We start from the raw sequence: 17931 nt of genomic DNA, 5'->3' as shown, positions 1-17931 counted from the left end.
CCGAAGGCTTTGCTGTGCTGATCCTAGGAAGGGGTGGGAGCATTCATTGCATTAACCAAAATCAAAATCCCTGGATAGTTCGATCCCCCAGTTGCAGCCTGGCTTTAACCATGAACCGGTGCTAGCCCACCAGGTGCTTGAAGCCTTTGCCTCCTTACCAGCGGAGGGGGTTTTGCTCGATTGCACCTTGGGGGGAGGGGGCCACAGCTCCCTATTGCTCGAGGCCCACCCCGGCTGGCAGCTGATCGGCCTTGATCAAGATCCAGAGGCCCGCAAGGCTGCCGCTACAAAATTGGCCCCTTTTGGCGAACGGGTACAAATAATTGCCACCAATTTCGCCAGCTATCAAGCAACCAGCCCAGTGGTGGCAGTGCTTGCTGATTTAGGCGTTAGCAGCCACCAGTTAAATCAGGCGGAGCGGGGTTTCAGCTTCCGCAGCGATGGACCCCTCGATATGCGCATGAATCCTGAGGGATTAGGGGAAACGGCAGCGGCCTTAATCGATCGACTCAGCGAAACGGAACTGGCTGATCTGCTGTTTCACTACGGAGAAGAAAAACTAGCCAGGCGCATTGCCCGCAAGTTGGTGGCGGAGGGTCCGTGGGATAACGGCGAACGGGGCACTGCCGCCCTGGCCTATGCAATCGCCGGTTGCTATCCACCTAAACAGCGCCATGGCCGCATCCATGCTGCCACCCGCAGTTTTCAAGCCCTGCGCATTGCTGTGAACAATGAACTCGGGGTACTTGAGCAATTGTTGAAGCAAGCGCCCCATTGGCTGCAAGCCGGCGGCCGCTTTGCTGTGATCAGTTTTCATTCCTTAGAGGATCGCTTGGTAAAAAACAGCTTTAAAAGCAACCCTGCCCTGCGGGTAATTACCCGAAAACCCCTGGTGGCAGATGAGGCAGAGGAAGCCAGCAATAGCCGCTCCAGGTCTGCCAAATTGCGCGTTAGCGAGAAGTTATTGGGCCCTGAATAGCATTCACTTTTCAGCGCAGCTTTGCCAGTAGCTGGTTGATAAAAGCCAAGGTTTCTTTGATCTGCTCCTCCGTGGTGGAGCGCCCCAAGCCAAAACGCACCGAAGCTGCTGCCTCCTGGCGACTGCGGCCCAAAGCGATCAGCACATGGGACGGCTCCCCGGAGGCGCTGCTACAGGCCGAACCACCACTAACGGCTAAGCCACGCCTTAAACCACTGTGCAGCCGGGAACCGTCTACCCCAGCCACAGAAACATTGAGGTTGTGGGCTAGGCGAGGCTCTAGGGCACCATTCACGCAAATGCCCCCCAGCTGCTCGAGGCCGCTCCAAAGTTGATCCCGCAGCTGCCCCAAGCGCTGGGCGCGGCCAGGGGCATCAGCAAGGGCTAAATCAAGGGCGGTTGCCAAACCCACAATCAGTGGCGTGCTCAAACTGCCGCTGCGGCGCCCCCCCTCCTGGCCGCCGCCATGGATCTGGGCTGCTAATTCCAAATCCTCTGCCACCACAAGGGCACCAATGCCCTTTGGGCCATAGAACTTGTGGCCACTAAAGCTAAATAGATCAATGCCTAATTCCAAGGGTTTGATTAATTGATGGCCCACTAATTGGGCTGCATCGCAATGGAAGGCGGCTCCATGGCGGCGGCAGATGGCAGCAATGGCCTCCAGGGGCTGAAGCACACCTATTTCATTGTTGGCTGCCATCACACTCACCAACACGGTGCTAGGCCCCATGGCCGCCTCGAGCTGGGCAGGATCCAAAAGTCCATCGGCTGCCACCGGTAGCACCGTGAGACTGAAACCGAGGCGCTCCAGGTAGCGGCAGGGATCTAACACCGCCCGGTGTTCAGTTGCCACCGTGATCACATGACGGCCCCTGGCCAGCCGCGCTTCACATAAACCCTTAATGGCCAAGTTGTTTGCTTCGGTGGCACCACTGGTAAACACCAGGGTGTGGGGCGGGATCGCTAAAGCAGCAGCCAAACTTTCCCTGGCCTGATCCACCAACAGGGCTGCATTAAGGCCAGGCCGATGGCCGCGGCTGGAGGGGTTAGCAAAATCCTCACCCCACAGGGGCGCCATGGCTGCCACCACCGCTGGATCACAGGGGGTGCTGGCCTGATGGTCGAGGTAGATCGGCGCAGCGGCCACTTACAACACCCAGGGGTTCATGTTGGCTCCATGCTGGCAACAACTTGCTGGTTTGTTTGATGGCCCCTTTCTTGCGGCCCCAGCTGGCAGCGTTGCTGTTGGCAGGCTCCTGCCAAGCGCAAAGCCTCGACCTGCAAAAACCAGAAAACTATCGCCCTCCAGGAATGCTGATCCTGCAGGAGCGCACGATTCCCTATGGCAAAGAGGTGATCGGCATCTATGCAATCCGCCCCGCCAGCGACATCCCAGGGGGCAAGCGCCTGAAGGTGTGGCAAGAACTGGTAAACGACGTAAAAGTGCGCAATGAAACCTTGCGCTGCGACACCACAGCCCCCGCCCGCGTTACCAGTAATGGCAGCCAATTGATGATGCTGGAACTAAATCCTGGCGGATTTGTTGGCAGCCATAACCGCCTATCCCATTTGATCTGGTGGGCAGCCTGCGTACCGGAACAGGCCGGTAAAGACCCCAATAGTTTGCAAGCGGTGGCGCGCAAATTGGGCTTTAGTGGCAATCTCATCGAACGGGAACATCTCCTACCGGGGAATCCCCGCTAAATCCAATGCAAAATTCAAATCCCCCAAATCCAAACCCCAGTCAAAACCCAAGCCCTGATCCCGTTGAATCCCTAATCACAGGGCCAGCGCGGGTGCTTTTGGTAGACGATGAACCCGGCATTCGCACAGCTGTGCAGGCCTACTTCGAAGATGAAGGTTTTGCCGTTAGCACCGCAAGCGATGGGGAAGAGGGTTGGCAAAAGGCCCAGGCGGAGATGCCTGATGTGGTGTTAAGCGACGTAATGATGCCGCGCATGGATGGCTTTGGCCTGCTCAAACGCCTGCGGGAAGATGAACGGCTAGGTGGCACTCCGGTGATTTTTCTAACCGCCAAAGGGATGACCTCCGATCGCATCGCTGGTTTTCGAGCCGGCGTAGACGACTACATCCCCAAACCGTTCGACCCCGATGAATTAGTGGCACGGGTGCGCAATGTGGTGCAACGGCAGGAGCGGCTATTGCGGGAAGCCGCCCGATATGCCGACACAGATATGGGGCAAATGGCTAAACAAATAACAGAAATTCGTTCAATGCTCCAGGGGGGAAATAACAAGAAAGGGATTGCACCGGCCAACCATTCCTTCACCCCAAGGGAAGCGAGCGTTCTGCAATTGGTGGCTGAAGGATTAATGAATAAAGAAATTGCCCGGCAGCTAGAAACATCAATCCGCAATGTGGAGAAGTATGTGAGCAGGCTATTTGCCAAAACTGGCACATCGAGTCGCACTGAACTTGTTCGCTATGCCCTTGAAAATGCCTTGGTGGAGTGAAAGCTGCCTACAATCAAGGTCACACATACAGGGATCGCCTAACGCATCTAGGGATAAAAAGTGGCATAAATCATCACATAGATATTAACAATAACCTTGGTGCTTATGCAGATTTAATTTGCAATTTCTACGCAAGCCGTTGGCCCCATAGCTCAATAGAGGATTGGCAACAACGGCTGAGCAATGGTGAAATCCGATGCAATGGCTTTTATTTGGAATGGCGGCGGCCGCCGTGGCTTGAGGAGGCGGTGCCGGATAAATGGGATGTTATTTATGATAATAATGATTTGCTAGTAATTAATAAACCCAGCGGCCTACCCGTATTACCAGCCGGCGGCTTTCTTGAACACACCCTGCTCGAATTACTCAAAAAACAATATCGAGCTGATCCCAATGGGCTGCCCAAACCCGTGCATCGCCTTGGACGCTTCACTTCAGGGCTGCTGGTGTGCGCCCGCTCAAGTGAGAGTCGCGCCTGGCTTAGTGCCCTTTTGCGCAATCACCAAAGCGCCAATGGCTGCATCAAGATCTATCGGGCGCTACTGCAACAGCCAGCAGAGGGTTCGCCATTGCTGCAATTAAAGCCTGGGATCGAATGCCAGCTCAACACCCCAATCGGCCTGCGGCCCCATGGCCGCCTTGGCACTATTTGGGCCGCCGCAAGCCCTCAGCAACAGGGAGCGCTGCCTGCCTCCAGCCAGCTGAAATTAATAGAAAAGCAAGCTGCTGGCTGGCTGGTGCAGTTAACGATTGCCACCGGACGCCCCCATCAAATCCGCATACATTGCGCCGCTGCCGGCGCCCCATTAGTGGGGGACCCCCTCTACAAACTGGGGGGCCAAGCCTGCGATCAAGCACTGCCAGGCGATGGCGGCTATCAGCTCCACGCCCACCAACTGCAAATACCCCTTGCAAATGGCGAACAGCTCAACTTGGAGGCGCCACTACCAAAAATATTGCAGGCTTAGAAACTAAATAGTGTCAACCAACATTTCAATCAATTCATGCAGATCGATCCCGATTTGGCCAGATACATCTTTTAATATTTGTCGCAAAGTTCCAATACGCAACGGCTTGTGCGCAGGAATAGTGAGATGTTGAGTAATATTATTAACCTTTCGACTAAGCCTCATATGACTACCACTTTGACGGGTAATTGCATACCCAAAGAACTCCAATTTTTTAGCAAGCTCTAATCCATTCAGATTTCTTGGAATCTTCACAGCGCTATCAATTCTTGCCAAACGTGATGAAGTCTTATCAAGGCTGGGGCTCTACCATCTTCAAAATGGCAGTGCACAGCATCACGAATCTCTTGATGCAAAATTTCCAAATTCTCAGCCTCGGTATGGATTGATTCCCCAACAGCACTTGCACGAAAGGTACCATCATCGGCCTCTTCAACAACAAACAAGATTTCATTCATAGGTTTGCTCAATAGGGTAGAAGTCACTTCCAATGTAAACCAAGCTAATACAAGCTAAATCCTTTCAAATTCAATCAATCGAGAGAAGTAAAAAGGTGCTTGGTTGAGGCTGCGCCGCAGTGGTTTAAAACCGGCTTGAGCCGCCGCCGCAATGATGCCACTTTCCTTAAGTGTGTAGGCGCGGGTTGCTTTGCTTGGCCCTGGGAACAAAGAACCAATGCTTTTAAGCAATGCCAGTAATGGTGTGTAGGGCGCAAAACTCACAATTAGGCGCCGCTGGGCTAACGCTGCCAAATGTTTAACCATCGCCTCCGCCTGGGGCTGGGGATAGTGAATAAACACATCAAGGCAGATAACTGTGTTGAAGGTGCCGCCAAGGCTTTCCAAATCGGAGGCGCTGAATTGCACACGGGCAACCTCGAGGCCTGCCTCGGTTGCCCGCCTGGTGGCTTCCTTCACCATTGCCTCAGAAATATCGCTGGCGGCAATGCTCGCCGCACCCAATTGGGCTAAGGGAAGGCTGAGGCTGCCCACGCCGCAACCGGCATCACAGAAGCTGCGGCTAGCCAGATCGCCATCTTCTTGCAACCAAGCCAACACGTTATCTACGGTTTTTTGATGGCCAATGCGGATATTGCGCTGCACCCGATTCACATCATCACTGGTGCTGTAGATGCGATTCCAACGTTCAAAGCCAGTGGTTTCGAAGTAACCCTTCACTTCAGCTTTTTCTTGATTTCCCATCGGTTTGGATCTCATTGCCGGGGACCCTACCCGTTTCGCTGCCAACTGAGCTTGTTATCAGCATCTAATTGCCATTTCAACGTGTCAACCCAGGCCATTCCCAATAGCTGTTGCTCCACAGGGCGCAAATCACCAAGCTGACGCCTGGGTAACACCGTGGCCGACCGAATTGCCGCGGCCGGCATGGCACCCCAAGCCGCTAGGCGCTTAACGCCCTCCAATAGGGGCAAACTGGTGCCCGCCAAGGTGCCATCACTTAGGCGGCAGGTGCCTGCCTCCACATTGATAAGCCGTTCATCCCAGGGGTAGTTGCCATCCCTTAGGCCATAGGGAGCTAAGGCATCACTCACAAGCAACACCTGCTCCGGCAAAAGCCGCTGTAGCAACACCGCCATGGTGGGTGCCACATGGATGCCATCTGCAATTAAACCCAAGCCCACATGGGGCGCGGCCAACACCGCTCCAATCGGCCCCGGGGCGCGGTGGTGCAAACCAGCCATGGCATTAAAAGCATGGGTGAGCATCCCCACCCCATCGCCATAGGCCTTTGCGGCCTGATCTTCATCGGCACGGCTGTGGCCAAGGCTCACAAGAATGCCCAATTGCCTTAGGGCTCCTATTACCTCTGGGGCACCCTCCAGCTCCGGTGCCAGGGTTACTAGGGCAATTTCCCGCTCAAAACCGCCTATGCGTTCATGGAGGGCGGCAATCGATGGGGCACATAAATGCTCCAGGGGATGGGCACCGCGCCGTTCTGGAGCCAAAAATGGGCCTTCCAGGTGGGCCCCCAGCAGGGCACAGCGCCCAGGTTGATGCATTTCCCTGGCTTGCCTCAATACGGCAAGGGCCTCGCGTAGGGGCGCCACAGCGCAGGTAACAAAAGTTGGACAGATCGCTTCTACGCCATCACGCCAGAGCAAATCCAACAGCTCCAGCAGCTTGGGCAGATGCTCTGTTTTCAATTCAGGGAAAGCCAAGCCAAGGCCGCCATTGATTTGTAAATCCACCCCTGGCGGGCTTAACCAGGCCCCATGCCAATTCAAACCAGCACCAGCGGCCTGGCTTGCCAAAGGCTCTAGGCAACTAATCCTGCCGCTTTGATCAATCAACAAACGCCAACGTTGATCCTGCCCACTGCAAGCGCTTGGCAGGCGCAGATTCGTGTGCCAATTGCTGTTTGTGGGCGTCTGCATGGAATCAAGGTGAAAATGCACACAGTGGCAGTCTGCCGATGGCTAGGGATCCGCGGGTAGGGGTGTTGATGGGCAGTGATTCAGATCTGCCCTGTATGCAGGCAGCGGTTGATGTTTTAGAGGAATTTGGCGTTACCCATGAGGTGAGGGTGCTCTCTGCCCATCGCACCCCAAAGGCAATGGTTAGCTATGCCGAATCCGCCCGAGGGCGGGGCCTGCAGGTGTTGATCGCCGGGGCCGGCGGTGCTGCCCACCTGCCTGGGATGGTGGCGAGCCTCACCACCCTGCCGGTAATCGGTGTACCCGTGGCGAGCAAAGCCCTAAACGGCCTCGATTCCCTCTATTCAATTGTGCAAATGCCAGCCGGCATACCCGTTGCCACAGTTGCAATCGGCAATGCCTGCAATGCGGGCCTCTTGGCCTTGCAAATCCTTGCTTTGCAAGATCAGGCCCTAGCTGAAGCCCTGCAAACCCATAGGCGGGAATTACAAACCAATGTGGAAGCAAAAGATCTAAGGCTGCAGCAATTGGGCAGTAGCAGCTACTTAGCTGAGCGCAATTAAAATGTGGCCTCCCCGTTGGTTGCGCCTAAGCCTTGCCCTACCTCTGGTGGTGCTTAATTTATTTGTTTTGCGGCAATTATTGTTGCCTTTAGCACCATTTCCAGCCCTATTTGTTACTGCAGCTTTAATTGCATTTCTACTAGATCTGCCAAGCCGCTGGCTGCAGCAACGGGGCTTAGCGCGTCCGCTAAGTTTCAGCTTGGTATTAGGCATAACCCTGGGGGGCGTAAGCCTGGCCGCCACATGGTTAGTGCCCCGTTTAATCGAACAATTAGCAGAACTAGTAAATGCAATACCCAGCTGGTTAGTGCAGGCCCAAGAGCTATTAAACCAACTGCAATCCTTGGCAGAAGCTAGGGGCTGGCCCACGGATTTCAGCCCCCTTAGCGATGATTTATTAGCCCGCAGTAGCCGCGTAGCACGGAGTGTGAGCCAACAACTACTTAGCTTGCTTAGCGCCACCCTTGGCCTCACCGTGAATACAGTGATCGTGTTGGTTTTAGCGGTATTTTTATTATTAGGTGGCGAAAGTATTGCCGCTGGCCTTGCCCGTTGGCTGCCGAGCGATTGGCGTGAATTGGTAACAAGCACTATTAATCGCACCTTTCGTGGTTACTTTGCCGGCCAAGTTTTGATTGCCTTAATCCTTAGCGGCTTGCAGTTGGTGGTTTTTACCCTGCTGCAAATTCCCTACGGGGTGGTGTTTGCACTACTTATTGGTTTCACCACCCTGGTGCCCTATGCCAGTGCACTCACGATCATCCTGGTGAGCGCTGTGTTGGCAGTGGAGGATCCCCGCACGGGCCTTGAAGTGCTCGCCGCAGCCATAAGTGTGGGCCAAGTAGTGGATCAACTAATCAGCCCCCGTTTGATGGGTAGCATTGTGGGTTTGCAACCAGCCTGGTTGTTATTTTGCTTACCGCTAGGCGCCCGCGCTGGCAACTTATTGGGGCTTGGAGAACTGTTGGGCTTATTACTAGCGGTGCCGGTTGCCAGCGTGCTTAAAACCTTTTTTGATGAGTTGTATACACAGATCTCCACAGAACCAGTCGACAAGTAGACCAAAAACTTGGAATAGCCTATTCAATTATTAAGTAATCAAAACCTCAGTAGCATGACAATCAAGCCTCCTTAGAATCAATCAGTTAATATTTTTAATTTAAGCATCTCCGGTGCCAACAATTTTCCTTAAACCCACATTAAAGGAAATGCAAATTCTTGGCTCCGAGCCTGCAGGTCCTGGCTCCACCTCATGCCAAAGCCAGGATGGAAATATCAATAGCAACCCTGGAGAAGGCTGCCTTAGCACTCGCCCCCCCAAGGCTTCTGAAGCCCCATCCCCCAGTGGCGGGGTCAACATCTGGGCCCCAGCCCGAGGATCAAGAAAAGCGATTGCCCCCGATTGAGAATTAGCTTGGAGATACAATACCCCACTAAAAAGCGAATTAGGGTGAATGTGGGCGCGGGTGCTATTGCCCGGCTCATTCACCATTGCCCAAGCATTATTAAATGTGGGCGCAGCCACGCTAAAATCCCAACCGATTTCCGTAAATGCTTGCTGGCAACAAGCTGCAATCCACTGAAATAACGGTGAAAAAGCCTGGTCATCAAGCAAATTAGTCTTACTATGCCAACCCCCCAAATTGGTAATTGAAATGCCTTGGGGGTCACCTTTTCTCAGCTCAATCACCCGGGAGCCATACCCCGCCAGCTGGCCTGTATCAGGGTATTTAAATGACCATAAGAGCGTCGGAAAAATAATATCGGAAGCCATCATTCCAGCAATTTTTAAGAAGCATTGGTTATGTAACCATGTCTTACCAAATAATCAACCACCTCGGCAACACTTTCCTGCAGGGTTTGGCTGCCGGTATCAACACGCAGCTCAGGCGCTTCCGGCTGCTCATAGGGGCTTGAAATTCCGGTGAAGTCTTTAATTACCCCAGCCCGCGCCTTGGCATAGAGACCCTTTGGATCTCGGCCCTCGCACACAGCAAGATCAGCAGCGCAGTAGATCTCAATAAAATCACCCTCTGCCACCAGGGCTCTGGCCTGGGCTCGATCGGCTTGAAATGGCGACACAAATGCGGTGAGGGTGATTACGCCGGCATCTAAAAACAGCTTTGCCACCTCGCCGATGCGGCGAATGTTTTCTTCTCGATCAGCATCACTAAAACCAAGGTCTTTGCAGAGGCCATGGCGCACGTTGTCGCCATCGAGCACATAGGTGGCTAAGCCCCGCTCAAACAGCACCGCATTCACGGCATTTGCAAGGCTGCTTTTACCGGAGCCGGAAAGCCCCGTGAACCACAAAATCGCGCTGCGGTGGCCCCGCTGCTGGGCCCGGGCACCCCGATCAACGGAGGCCTCATGCCAAACAATATTGGTGGCGGCACCCATAGCTCTCTGCGAAAACGGAACGCCATTGTGGATCAACCAGCACCACCCCAACCAATCGCAGCAAATCTGCAGCCCCTATTGCGGGAACTTAAAGCCCATGGTTTCAAGGTTCGCTTTGAGCAACCTCCAAAAATTGGGGTTTATGGCTTATTCGAGGCGCGCAGCCGCACACTTTGGGTGCATCCAATCACTTTTGAGCTTGGCATTAGCCGTCAAACGCTCCTGCACGAGGCGGTGCATGCAGCCCAAAGTTGCCCCCAAGGCAACCTCACCAGGCTTGGCATTGCTGCGCCTGTTAGCCCCTTAATCGCCCAGGAAATCATCTCAATTCTTTTTAGTAACTACCACGTAAAAGATCGGGTTTTGGAACAGGAAGCCTTCAGCTTGCAAGGCCAAACCACTGCCCCTTCAATTCTTGTGAAACTATTGCGGCAACGCTGTAAAACCTAGCCGCCAGCTTGTTTTGGCCGGTAGCCGGCTTTTTCCAGTGCTGCTAGCGCCACTGCTATTTGATCGCCCTGCAGCTCAATTACTCCCTCTTTCAGGGTGCCGCCAGTGCCAGCAACTGCCTTGAGCTGCTTTAACAGCTGTTTTAGCTCTGCTTCAGGAGCTGCCAAACCCTTGATCAGCGTTACAAGCTTGCCGCCTTTACCCGCTTTTGTGCGCTGCACCCGAACTACCTGTTGGGCCTTTGGCAAAGGTTCGATATCAGGCCGCTGCAGGGCGCCCATATCGCTGCTGAATTCCTGCCATGGCCCTTTGCGGGATTTGGGTTCCATCCGCTTCTCCCTATTGCAAACCCCAGCTAATATTGGCTATGGACATGCCCCCGATGAACCTAAATGTGGTGAATCTGCGTTTTGCAGATCCCCATGGCCCTGAGAGTTGCGCTGAAGTGGGCCTGAAACTAAATAATGCCCCCATCGGCCCAAAGGCCACGAGCACTTGCCGCCAAGGTAAAGGCGGCATTCGCATCGTTGAACCCTATGGCTGGCCACCCCTAACCCCACCCGCTCCTTAGGCTGCGCTAAGAGCTTTTATAAAAATGACCCCTACCGAATTGTTATCTGCGGCCCAATTAGATCGTTCGGTGCGGCCAGATGCCCTGGGTCGTTTCGGCAGGTTTGGCGGCCAATATGTGCCAGAAACTTTGATGCCAGCCCTGGCCGAACTGGAACAGGCAGCTGCTGAAGCCTGGGCTGATCCGGCTTTTACAAACCGTTTAAATCACCTTCTTAAAACCTATGTGGGTAGGGCAACCCCCCTATACGAGGCAGAGCGCCTCAGCGCCCACTACCGCAGGCCCGAAGGGGGACCACGCATTTGGTTGAAACGGGAAGACCTAAATCACACCGGTGCCCACAAGATCAACAATGCCCTTGGCCAGGCGTTGCTCGCCCTGCGCATGGGCAAGAAGCGAATAATCGCTGAAACCGGGGCTGGTCAACACGGCGTTGCCACAGCAACCGTATGCGCGCGCTTTGGCCTCGAATGCGTGATCTATATGGGCGCTGAAGACATGCGGCGCCAATCATTAAACGTATTTCGCATGCGCCTGTTAGGCGCCAAGGTAGAAGCTGTTACCGCCGGCAGCGCCACCCTCAAAGACGCCACCAGTGAAGCGATCCGCGATTGGGTAACCAATGTGGAAACCACCCACTACATCCTTGGTTCCGTAGCTGGCCCCCACCCCTATCCGATGTTGGTGAGGGATTTCCATGCCGTAATCGGTGAAGAAACCAAACGTCAATGCGCTGAAGCCTTTGGCCGCCTGCCCGATGTGCTTTTGGCCTGTGTGGGCGGTGGCTCCAATGCCATGGGCCTATTTCATCCCTTCGTGGGCAACACCAGCGTGCGAATGATCGGCGTGGAAGCCGCCGGTGATGGCGTTGCCAGCGGTCGCCATGCCGCCACCATCACTGAAGGGCGGGTGGGGGTACTGCACGGTGCCATGAGCTTGCTGCTACAAAACAGCGAAGGCCAAGTAATCGAAGCCCATTCGATCAGCGCTGGCCTTGATTACCCCGGCGTGGGCCCCGAACACAGCTATTTCAATGAGATCGGCCGGGCCGAATATGCCGCCGTAACGGACAGCGAGGCACTAACGGCCCTGCAACTTGTGAGCCAATTAGAGGGGATCATCCCCGCCCTTGAAACAGCCCATGCCTTTGCTTGGCTTGAACAGCTCTGCCCAACGCTGGCCCCAGGCAGTGAAGTGGTGATCAACTGCTCCGGCCGTGGCGATAAAGACGTAAACACCGTTGCTGATGCCTTAGGAAAGCAAGCGCTCTAGACGGGCCGCCACGCTGCGCACCGCCGCCTGGGCCGTGGCATAGGCCATTCGCATCGGGCCAATCAAGGCAACCCTGCCCTCAGCGCCGCCCTTAGCGCGATAGGGGGCCTGCACCACCGCGCAACTACCTAGGGCGGGATCTGGATGTTCGGCGCCGATCCACACACCCCCAGGTGCCATCAAATCCGGGGGGTTGAGTAATTCATGAGGCCGTTGTTCCACCAGTTGCAACAGGGGCCGCAAGCTGGCGGTTTGGCTGAATTCAGGTTGGCCCAGCAGCCCGGCTAAACCCATGGTTAGGGCACCCTCCGCAGAGCGATTGCGGCTGCGGTTATGACCATCTAAAGCGCGCCGCAGCGGTGCCCCACTCGGTTGCAATTGAGGTGGCAGAGCTTTCCAAGGAATTGAACTGCCCGGCAAACCAGCTGGATGTTCAAGCTGCTCGGCAAGCCAGCGCTCTAATGCTTCCAATTGGCCCGCTCCCACCTCTGGTAAGCGCAGGTTGAGGCTGCTGGTAACAGCTGCACTCTCCACCAAAAACACCAGCAAGCGATCGCCACTAGAAACCAAACGCATCGCCTTGAGCCTTGGTTCAATCCTTTGCGGACGGGTGATCAGGCTCATCAAACCGGTGAAATCAGCCAGCCGGCGGGCCAGGTGTTGCAATAAATCCTCAAAGGCAGCCCACTGCAGGCTGAGTTCCGCCAATTCCCGATCCAACTGTTGCGCCGCTGGCCCCGGGGCAGGTAATAGGCAATCAACGTAGTGGCGATAACCCTTTGGGCTTGGCACCCGGCCTGCTGAGGTGTGGGGCTGGGTTAACAAACCCTGTTGCTCTAGGGCACCCATGGCGGAACGCACCGTGGCGGGGCTGGCATCCAAGCCAAACCGTCGCACCAGGGTTTGACTGCCAACCGGTTCAACCGTGTCTACGTAGTGCCTCACCGTGGCCTGCAACACCTGCTGCTGGCGGCGAGGCAGTGGTTTCACAAGGGGATATTCAACCGCCATTGATGCTACGCCGCGCCATCAATAGCGCGGCAGGCTTGGATCCACCTGCACACTCCAAGCATCAATCCCGCCTTCCAGATTCCACACTTTTGTGTAGCCGTGGGTGTCGATTAACCAGCAGCCAAAATGCCAGCTGCGAATGCCGCCATGGCAGATCACCACTAGGTTTTTTTCTTGGCTTAGGAGTTCTGGCAAGGTTTCCAACCATTCTTGGGAACGGCTGAGCGGCAGATGAATAACCCCCGGTAGGGCTGCCAAGGCCAACTCCTCTGCCTCGCGCACATCCAGCAACACAAATTCTTCTCCCGTTGCTAAGCGCTGCGCCAGCTGCTTGGCTGAAATCGTTTCGGGCTGGGCCATAGCATCGTTGTAAGTGATCTTCCAGGATGATCACGGCAACAACGGGTTATGAATAATTTCCGCTTGCAGCTACCAAACTTCAGCAGCAAATTTGGGGCCATCCTTTTGGCCATCACCATTGCCCTTGCCGCCATTGGCCTGGGGGGTTGGTGGTGGTTGCAGCGCAATAGCCCCCTAAATATTCAAGCTGAACTACTGCACACACCAGCGGCAGCAAAGTTTCTGCCCCGCAAAGCAAATCTCAGCATCTATCTGCAATTAGATCCCAACCAACTGCCTGCCTATGGCCGGGCCATTGCCACTGCAAAGCAACGTAAAAACGCCGCGCTGGCTTTGGCTGAATTACGCAACAACCTTTTTGCCATTACGGGGCTCAACTACAACAGCGAACTAAGCGATTGGCTCGGTTCTGAAACGGCATTAGCCCTGCTTGCTAACAGCAACCCCCAGGAGCAACCGAATTGGATACTTGCCCTCTCCAGCCGCACCCCCATGGGTGCAAGGGAATTTCTGCAGCGGTTCTGGCAAAACCGCAGCCTTGCTGGCGGTGATCTTGAAATCAGCAGCTACAGGGGACTCGGCCTAATCAGCAGCAGCGATCCAAAGGCGCCGCTGGCAACCGCCTTAATCAACGATCAACTGGTGTTGCTGGCCTCCCAGCGGGAAGCCCTTGAGGATGCCCTCGATAGCTCCCAGGTTGATGCCCTAAATCAAGCCAGCGACCCCAAACTTCAAGGTTGGTTGCAACAGCAACGCAAAGGCGTAGCCCTACTGCGCAGTGATGCCACCGGCATCAGCGAATTGCTTGGCCTGCCAGCCCAGCTGGTGGCGGCAGAACAGTTAGAGGAATTGGTGGGCTCAATTGCCCTTAAGGGCAGGGGTTTACAGCTAACAGCCGAAATCAGCACAGGCCTAGAACGCGCTGATCTGCCCTTAGGCAATCAAGCAACCCATTTACTGCAACAGCTCAAACCCAGCTTCAACAAACTCAGCATCAGCAACAACAGCCTGAAATCTTTCCTACCTGTGGTGGTTGAACAACCAGGCCCCCTGCTCACTGAACTGCAAAACCAAGGCCAAACACCTCTGTTACTTGCATTGCTTGATAACCAAGATCAATGGCTTGCGGCCACACCAGAAGCCCAGCCCAGCCCAGCTGCCCTTGATGAACCGCTGCATCGAGCCGGCTTTGATCCCACCAGCATCGATAAGCTCCAGGTTTGGAGCCGCCTATCAGGCCAAAGCGACCGCGACGGCAAACTGAAGGCAATTTTGGCTGGGGCCAGCGGCAGCAAAGCGGATCTGCGCTGGTGGAGCAACAATCTTGATGCGCTGCAAAACCAGCTGGAAGCCAATGCCGGCAATAAAAACAATGGTCAACTTGCTGGCAACACAGTTGCTGTAGTTCAACTGGGTGTAAAACCAACCAGAAAGCTGCTGGGTAGCTGGTCGTTTTGGCAAGGCTTGCAATTGGTGGCCGCCCGTCCCCTTAGCCCAGCCCTAGGGGCATTGGAGTATTCCTTGGAAGAGGACCAAACCAACCTTGGCCTCAAGGCCACCTTGCGCTTTAGCTAAACCCATGGCCCGTGAATTACTACTGATCCGCCACGGCATCGCGGTGGAAAGGGGCAGCACCGCCACCGATGAGGAGCGTGCCCTCACCTCAGAGGGCAGGGCCCGCACCCGCCGGGTGCTGGAGCGGCTTGAACGCTTGGGGCTGGCCTGCGGTCCACTGGTTAGTAGCCCCTTGGTGAGGGCCCGTCAAACGGCCGAACTTGCCCTCGAGCGCAAACTGGGCAAAAGCCTCTCTTTTAGTGAAGCGCTTGCGCCTGGCCAAAACCCGATGCCCCTTTTGCGGGAACTGTGGGAGGAGCCATGGGAGCGTGTGGGCCTGATTGGCCATGAACCCGACATGGGTCAGTTAGCCAGCCACCTGCTGGGCTGCCAAACCCTTGGCCTCCAACTTAAAAAAGCGGGTGTTGCCCTTCTTGCCCTTGATGAACCACTGCTTGAACCCGGCTCAGGCCAATTGCGGCTGCTGCTAAGTCCCAAGGTGCTGCTAGACGGTAAGGGCTAACACAAATTATTTTTCCAAGTTCGGCCTAGCCTTTGGCAATGACTTTGGAAAGCATTGGCTTCCGCCCAGGCCTAGAGGGTATCCCCGCAACCCAATCGGCCATCAGCAACATCGATGGCACGTTGGGAATACTTAGCTATCGCGGCTACAACATCGCCGATCTGGCTGCAAATAGCAGTTTTTTAGAAACCGCATACCTCTTGATTTGGGGCACCCTGCCCGATCCAGAAAGCTTGCGGAGCTTTCAACACAACGTGCAAATGCACCGGCGGGTGAGCTTTCGCATCCGCGACATGATGAAGTGCTTTCCCGCCAGCGGCCATCCCATGGATGCCCTGCAGGCAAGCGCAGCATCCTTGGGGTTGTTTTATTCAAATCGCGCCTTAGATGATCCCGATTACATCAGCGAAGCAGTGGTGCGGCTGCTGGCCAAAATCCCCACAATGCTGGCTGCCTTTCAACTGATTCGCCGCGGCCAAGATCCAATCCAGCCCAGGGAAGATCTGCCCTATGCCTCAAATTTTCTATACATGCTCACGGAACAGGAGCCGGATCCCCTTGCCGCCCGCATCTTTGATGCCTGCCTCGTGTTGCATGCCGAACACACCCTTAATGCCAGCACCTTTAGCGCCCGGGTAACAGCCAGCACCCTTACCGATCCCTATGCGGTGGTGGCATCCGCCGTTGGCACCTTGGCGGGGCCCCTGCACGGCGGGGCAAACGAGGATGTGCTGTTAATGCTTGAGGAGATTGGCACTGAGGATCGCGTTGAGGCCTATCTCAACAAAGCGATTGCTGAAAAACGCAAAGTGATGGGTTTTGGCCACCGCGAATATCGGGTGAAGGATCCCCGCGCCACGATTCTGCAAAAACTGGCGGAACAGCTGTTTGATCGCTTTGGCCACGACAGGATGTATGACGTGGCACGCCGCTTTGAAAACTTGGCCACCGAGCGCCTCGGCCCCAAAGGAATTTTTCCAAATGTGGATTTCTATTCCGGTTTGGTTTATCGCAAGCTCGGCATCCCAACCGATTTATTCACCCCTGTTTTTGCCATCGCCCGAGCTGCCGGCTGGCTAGCCCACTGGCGAGAACAGCTGGGGGCCAACCGTATCTATCGACCAACCCAGATTTATACAGGTGTTGCCAACCGCGCTTGGCTGCCTTTAGAGCAGCGGAGCAGCAACAATGGTGAAGCACTTGGGCCTACTCCTGGGTAGGTTGCCCCCATCGGATCGGCGCTATGGCCCCTGCCCTCACACTTGATCTGGAATCTGGCTTCCGCAGCCTGCTGGAAACTGCGGGCCTGAGCCCTGCTGCCAGCCGTTTGCTCTGGCTGCCCCTACCGATGCTGCTGGTGCTTATTTCAGCGGTGGTGGGGGTGCTTGTAACCGTTTGGTTGGAACGCAAAATTTCCGCCGCTGCCCAGCAACGCATTGGCCCTGAATACGCAGGCGCCCTAGGCATCCTGCAACCGATGGCCGATGGCCTCAAGTTGCTGTTTAAAGAAGATGTGATCCCCGCTAGGGCCGACGGGCTGCTTTTCAGCCTCGGGCCTGTGCTGGTGGTAGTTCCTGTGATCCTTTCCTGGTTGGTGGTGCCCTTTGGCCAACACCTGTTGATCAGCAATGTGGGCGTTGGCATATTTCTTTGGATCTCCCTCAGCAGCATCCAACCGATTGGGCTGTTGATGAGCGGCTATGCCAGCAACAACAAATATTCCTTACTCGGTGGCCTAAGGGCTGCAGCCCAATCGATCAGCTATGAAATTCCGCTTGCTCTTGCAGTGCTTGCGGTGGTGATGATGAGCAATTCGCTCAGCACCGTTGCAATCGTTGATCAACAAAACACCGCTGGAATTTTGAGCTGGAATATCTGGCGCCAACCGGTGGGTTTCCTGGTGTTTTGGATCTGCGCCCTAGCGGAATGTGAACGCTTGCCCTTCGATTTACCAGAGGCGGAAGAGGAATTGGTGGCTGGTTACCAAACCGAATATGCCGGCATGAAATTCGCCCTTTTTTACCTGGGTAGCTACATCAACTTGGTACTTTCCGCCCTACTGGTGGTGGTGCTTTACCTGGGCGGCTGGGGCTTCCCGATTCCGGTTGAAACCCTGGCTGATTGGCTTGGCCAATCGGTTGATAACCCCGTGCTGCAGGTATTCACGGGAGCCCTTGGCATCGTGATGACAGTATTAAAGGCCTATCTGCTGGTGTTTATAGCAATCCTGCTGCGCTGGACAGTGCCCAGGGTGAGGATCGACCAACTGCTTAATTTTGGCTGGAAATTCCTGCTACCAATTTCACTTGTGAATCTGCTGCTAACAGCTGCCCTGAAATTAGCCTTTCCAGGCATCATGGGTGGAATTAGTTCCTAAGGCCTCACCACACTTCCTTTTAAGCCCCTTC

The 17931-nt window shown here is 55.1% G+C and carries 23 protein-coding genes; 13 read left to right on the top strand and 10 right to left on the bottom strand.

Annotated elements, in window-relative coordinates; all coding sequences use genetic code 11:
• Positions 1-91: 91 nt before the first annotated feature.
• The gene (gene rsmH / locus KBY68_RS07685; RefSeq protein WP_255096608.1) at positions 92-979 is read left to right on the top strand and encodes a 16S rRNA (cytosine(1402)-N(4))-methyltransferase RsmH; all 888 of its coding nucleotides are present in this window, start codon (positions 92-94) and stop codon (positions 977-979) included.
• A gap of 10 nt (positions 980-989) precedes the next feature.
• On the opposite strand, the gene KBY68_RS07680 is transcribed toward rsmH, so the two are convergent.
• On the bottom strand, positions 990-2129 hold the full coding sequence (locus KBY68_RS07680; RefSeq protein ID WP_255096607.1) for a cysteine desulfurase family protein: 1140 nt from the start codon (positions 2127-2129) through the stop codon (positions 990-992).
• A 59-nt stretch (positions 2130-2188) separates the two neighbouring features.
• Between KBY68_RS07680 and KBY68_RS07675 the strand changes: the two genes are divergently transcribed.
• Genes KBY68_RS07675 through KBY68_RS07665 form a run of 3 tightly spaced genes read left to right on the top strand, consistent with a single transcriptional unit; the run spans position 2189 to position 4424 of the window.
• Positions 2189-2686: a hypothetical protein gene (locus KBY68_RS07675; RefSeq protein ID WP_133165135.1), complete on the top strand. Its 498-nt coding sequence runs from the start codon at positions 2189-2191 to the stop codon at positions 2684-2686.
• A gap of 5 nt (positions 2687-2691) precedes the next feature.
• A complete protein-coding gene (locus KBY68_RS07670) occupies positions 2692-3456 on the top strand; it encodes a response regulator transcription factor (RefSeq protein ID WP_255096605.1) in 765 nt (254 codons plus the stop codon).
• Positions 3453-4424, top strand: coding sequence for an RluA family pseudouridine synthase (locus tag KBY68_RS07665; RefSeq protein WP_255096604.1), 972 nt, complete (start codon positions 3453-3455; stop codon positions 4422-4424). Before KBY68_RS07670 ends, KBY68_RS07665 begins: the two co-directional genes overlap by 4 nt.
• A gap of 3 nt (positions 4425-4427) precedes the next feature.
• On the opposite strand, the gene KBY68_RS07660 is transcribed toward KBY68_RS07665, so the two are convergent.
• The 4 genes from KBY68_RS07660 to KBY68_RS07645 are packed head-to-tail and all read right to left on the bottom strand — an operon-like array spanning position 4428 to position 6819.
• Entirely contained in the window at positions 4428-4700 is a 273-nt protein-coding gene (locus tag KBY68_RS07660) for a type II toxin-antitoxin system HicA family toxin (protein ID WP_255096603.1), read from the bottom strand.
• Positions 4676-4882 carry a 2-oxoisovalerate dehydrogenase E1 subunit beta gene (locus tag KBY68_RS07655; RefSeq protein WP_255096602.1) on the bottom strand — a complete coding sequence of 69 codons (207 nt, stop codon included), beginning with the start codon at positions 4880-4882 and terminating at the stop codon, positions 4676-4678. Before KBY68_RS07655 ends, KBY68_RS07660 begins: the two co-directional genes overlap by 25 nt.
• 54 nt (positions 4883-4936) lie before the next feature.
• Positions 4937-5641 (bottom strand): magnesium protoporphyrin IX methyltransferase, encoded by a 705-nt coding sequence (bchM, locus tag KBY68_RS07650; RefSeq protein WP_255096601.1) that lies wholly within the window; start codon positions 5639-5641, stop codon positions 4937-4939.
• 11 nt (positions 5642-5652) lie between these two features.
• Complete coding sequence (locus KBY68_RS07645; protein WP_255096600.1) at positions 5653-6819, bottom strand: N-acetylglucosamine-6-phosphate deacetylase; 1167 nt, start codon at positions 6817-6819, stop codon at positions 5653-5655.
• A 38-nt stretch (positions 6820-6857) separates the two neighbouring features.
• Between KBY68_RS07645 and purE the strand changes: the two genes are divergently transcribed.
• Together purE and KBY68_RS07635 are read left to right on the top strand one after the other, a co-directional pair.
• Positions 6858-7382, top strand: a complete 525-nt coding sequence (purE, locus tag KBY68_RS07640) for a 5-(carboxyamino)imidazole ribonucleotide mutase (RefSeq protein WP_255096599.1) — start codon at positions 6858-6860, stop codon at positions 7380-7382.
• A 1-nt stretch (position 7383) separates the two neighbouring features.
• On the top strand, positions 7384-8442 hold the full coding sequence (locus tag KBY68_RS07635; protein ID WP_255096597.1) for an AI-2E family transporter: 1059 nt from the start codon (positions 7384-7386) through the stop codon (positions 8440-8442).
• Between the two features lie 99 nt (positions 8443-8541).
• Here the strand turns inward: KBY68_RS07635 and KBY68_RS12365 are convergent, their stop codons facing one another.
• Together KBY68_RS12365 and cysC are read right to left on the bottom strand one after the other, a co-directional pair.
• On the bottom strand, positions 8542-9156 hold the full coding sequence (locus tag KBY68_RS12365; protein ID WP_353091681.1) for a TIGR02466 family protein: 615 nt from the start codon (positions 9154-9156) through the stop codon (positions 8542-8544).
• 14 nt (positions 9157-9170) lie between these two features.
• A complete protein-coding gene (cysC, locus tag KBY68_RS07630) occupies positions 9171-9782 on the bottom strand; it encodes an adenylyl-sulfate kinase (protein ID WP_255096596.1) in 612 nt (203 codons plus the stop codon).
• Positions 9783-9809: 27 nt separating this feature from the next.
• On the opposite strand from cysC, the gene KBY68_RS07625 reads away from it, so the two are divergent.
• The gene (locus KBY68_RS07625) at positions 9810-10232 is read left to right on the top strand and encodes a hypothetical protein (protein WP_255096595.1); all 423 of its coding nucleotides are present in this window, start codon (positions 9810-9812) and stop codon (positions 10230-10232) included.
• On the opposite strand, the gene KBY68_RS07620 is transcribed toward KBY68_RS07625, so the two are convergent.
• On the bottom strand, positions 10229-10561 hold the full coding sequence (locus tag KBY68_RS07620; RefSeq protein ID WP_255096593.1) for a translation initiation factor: 333 nt from the start codon (positions 10559-10561) through the stop codon (positions 10229-10231). The two genes, KBY68_RS07625 and KBY68_RS07620, sit on opposite strands and share 4 nt — an antisense overlap.
• A 38-nt stretch (positions 10562-10599) precedes the next feature.
• Between KBY68_RS07620 and KBY68_RS07615 the strand changes: the two genes are divergently transcribed.
• On the top strand, positions 10600-10803 hold the full coding sequence (locus tag KBY68_RS07615) for a hypothetical protein (RefSeq protein ID WP_133165136.1): 204 nt from the start codon (positions 10600-10602) through the stop codon (positions 10801-10803).
• 24 nt (positions 10804-10827) lie between these two features.
• Positions 10828-12075 carry a tryptophan synthase subunit beta gene (gene trpB / locus KBY68_RS07610; RefSeq protein ID WP_255096592.1) on the top strand — a complete coding sequence of 416 codons (1248 nt, stop codon included), beginning with the start codon at positions 10828-10830 and terminating at the stop codon, positions 12073-12075.
• Here the strand turns inward: trpB and KBY68_RS07605 are convergent.
• Positions 12055-13086: an HrcA family transcriptional regulator gene (locus tag KBY68_RS07605; RefSeq protein ID WP_106498855.1), complete on the bottom strand. Its 1032-nt coding sequence runs from the start codon at positions 13084-13086 to the stop codon at positions 12055-12057. The two genes, trpB and KBY68_RS07605, sit on opposite strands and share 21 nt — an antisense overlap.
• Before the next feature lie 18 nt (positions 13087-13104).
• Positions 13105-13446: a rhodanese-like domain-containing protein gene (locus KBY68_RS07600; protein ID WP_255096591.1), complete on the bottom strand. Its 342-nt coding sequence runs from the start codon at positions 13444-13446 to the stop codon at positions 13105-13107.
• A 48-nt stretch (positions 13447-13494) separates the two neighbouring features.
• On the opposite strand from KBY68_RS07600, the gene KBY68_RS07595 reads away from it, so the two are divergent.
• From KBY68_RS07595 to nuoH, 4 genes are read left to right on the top strand one after another with little or no spacing between them, the layout of a single operon-like run.
• Positions 13495-15021: a DUF3352 domain-containing protein gene (locus tag KBY68_RS07595; RefSeq protein WP_255096590.1), complete on the top strand. Its 1527-nt coding sequence runs from the start codon at positions 13495-13497 to the stop codon at positions 15019-15021.
• A gap of 4 nt (positions 15022-15025) precedes the next feature.
• Positions 15026-15523 (top strand): SixA phosphatase family protein, encoded by a 498-nt coding sequence (locus KBY68_RS07590; RefSeq protein WP_106498858.1) that lies wholly within the window; start codon positions 15026-15028, stop codon positions 15521-15523.
• Between the two features lie 38 nt (positions 15524-15561).
• On the top strand, positions 15562-16743 hold the full coding sequence (locus KBY68_RS07585) for a citrate synthase (RefSeq protein ID WP_255096589.1): 1182 nt from the start codon (positions 15562-15564) through the stop codon (positions 16741-16743).
• Positions 16744-16766: 23 nt separating this feature from the next.
• Complete coding sequence (nuoH, locus tag KBY68_RS07580; protein ID WP_106498860.1) at positions 16767-17900, top strand: NADH-quinone oxidoreductase subunit NuoH; 1134 nt, start codon at positions 16767-16769, stop codon at positions 17898-17900.
• Positions 17901-17931 lie beyond the last annotated feature (31 nt).

The organism is Synechococcus lacustris Maggiore-St4-Slac (assembly GCF_024345595.1).
Classification (GTDB): Bacteria; Cyanobacteriota; Cyanobacteriia; order PCC-6307; family Cyanobiaceae; genus Synechococcus_D; species Synechococcus_D lacustris.
Note: the sequence above shows the minus strand (reverse complement) of the source record. Positions and strands in the feature narration are given on the sequence as shown.

Coding starts and splice junctions, on each gene's coding strand:
- KBY68_RS07645 (WP_255096600.1), bottom strand. CDS start 6,819: ATGCAGACGCCCACAAACAGCAATTGGCACACGAATCTGCGCCTGCCA.
- KBY68_RS07670 (WP_255096605.1), top strand. CDS start 2,692: ATGCAAAATTCAAATCCCCCAAATCCAAACCCCAGTCAAAACCCAAGC.
- KBY68_RS07595 (WP_255096590.1), top strand. CDS start 13,495: ATGAATAATTTCCGCTTGCAGCTACCAAACTTCAGCAGCAAATTTGGG.
- KBY68_RS07615 (WP_133165136.1), top strand. CDS start 10,600: ATGGACATGCCCCCGATGAACCTAAATGTGGTGAATCTGCGTTTTGCA.
- trpB (WP_255096592.1), top strand. CDS start 10,828: ATGACCCCTACCGAATTGTTATCTGCGGCCCAATTAGATCGTTCGGTG.
- KBY68_RS07635 (WP_255096597.1), top strand. CDS start 7,384: ATGTGGCCTCCCCGTTGGTTGCGCCTAAGCCTTGCCCTACCTCTGGTG.
- KBY68_RS07600 (WP_255096591.1), bottom strand. CDS start 13,446: ATGGCCCAGCCCGAAACGATTTCAGCCAAGCAGCTGGCGCAGCGCTTA.
- KBY68_RS07655 (WP_255096602.1), bottom strand. CDS start 4,882: ATGAATGAAATCTTGTTTGTTGTTGAAGAGGCCGATGATGGTACCTTT.
- KBY68_RS07675 (WP_133165135.1), top strand. CDS start 2,189: ATGGCCCCTTTCTTGCGGCCCCAGCTGGCAGCGTTGCTGTTGGCAGGC.
- KBY68_RS12365 (WP_353091681.1), bottom strand. CDS start 9,156: ATGGCTTCCGATATTATTTTTCCGACGCTCTTATGGTCATTTAAATAC.
- nuoH (WP_106498860.1), top strand. CDS start 16,767: ATGGCCCCTGCCCTCACACTTGATCTGGAATCTGGCTTCCGCAGCCTG.
- bchM (WP_255096601.1), bottom strand. CDS start 5,641: ATGAGATCCAAACCGATGGGAAATCAAGAAAAAGCTGAAGTGAAGGGT.
- purE (WP_255096599.1), top strand. CDS start 6,858: ATGGCTAGGGATCCGCGGGTAGGGGTGTTGATGGGCAGTGATTCAGAT.
- KBY68_RS07620 (WP_255096593.1), bottom strand. CDS start 10,561: ATGGAACCCAAATCCCGCAAAGGGCCATGGCAGGAATTCAGCAGCGAT.
- KBY68_RS07585 (WP_255096589.1), top strand. CDS start 15,562: ATGACTTTGGAAAGCATTGGCTTCCGCCCAGGCCTAGAGGGTATCCCC.
- KBY68_RS07605 (WP_106498855.1), bottom strand. CDS start 13,086: ATGGCGGTTGAATATCCCCTTGTGAAACCACTGCCTCGCCGCCAGCAG.
- cysC (WP_255096596.1), bottom strand. CDS start 9,782: ATGGGTGCCGCCACCAATATTGTTTGGCATGAGGCCTCCGTTGATCGG.
- KBY68_RS07590 (WP_106498858.1), top strand. CDS start 15,026: ATGGCCCGTGAATTACTACTGATCCGCCACGGCATCGCGGTGGAAAGG.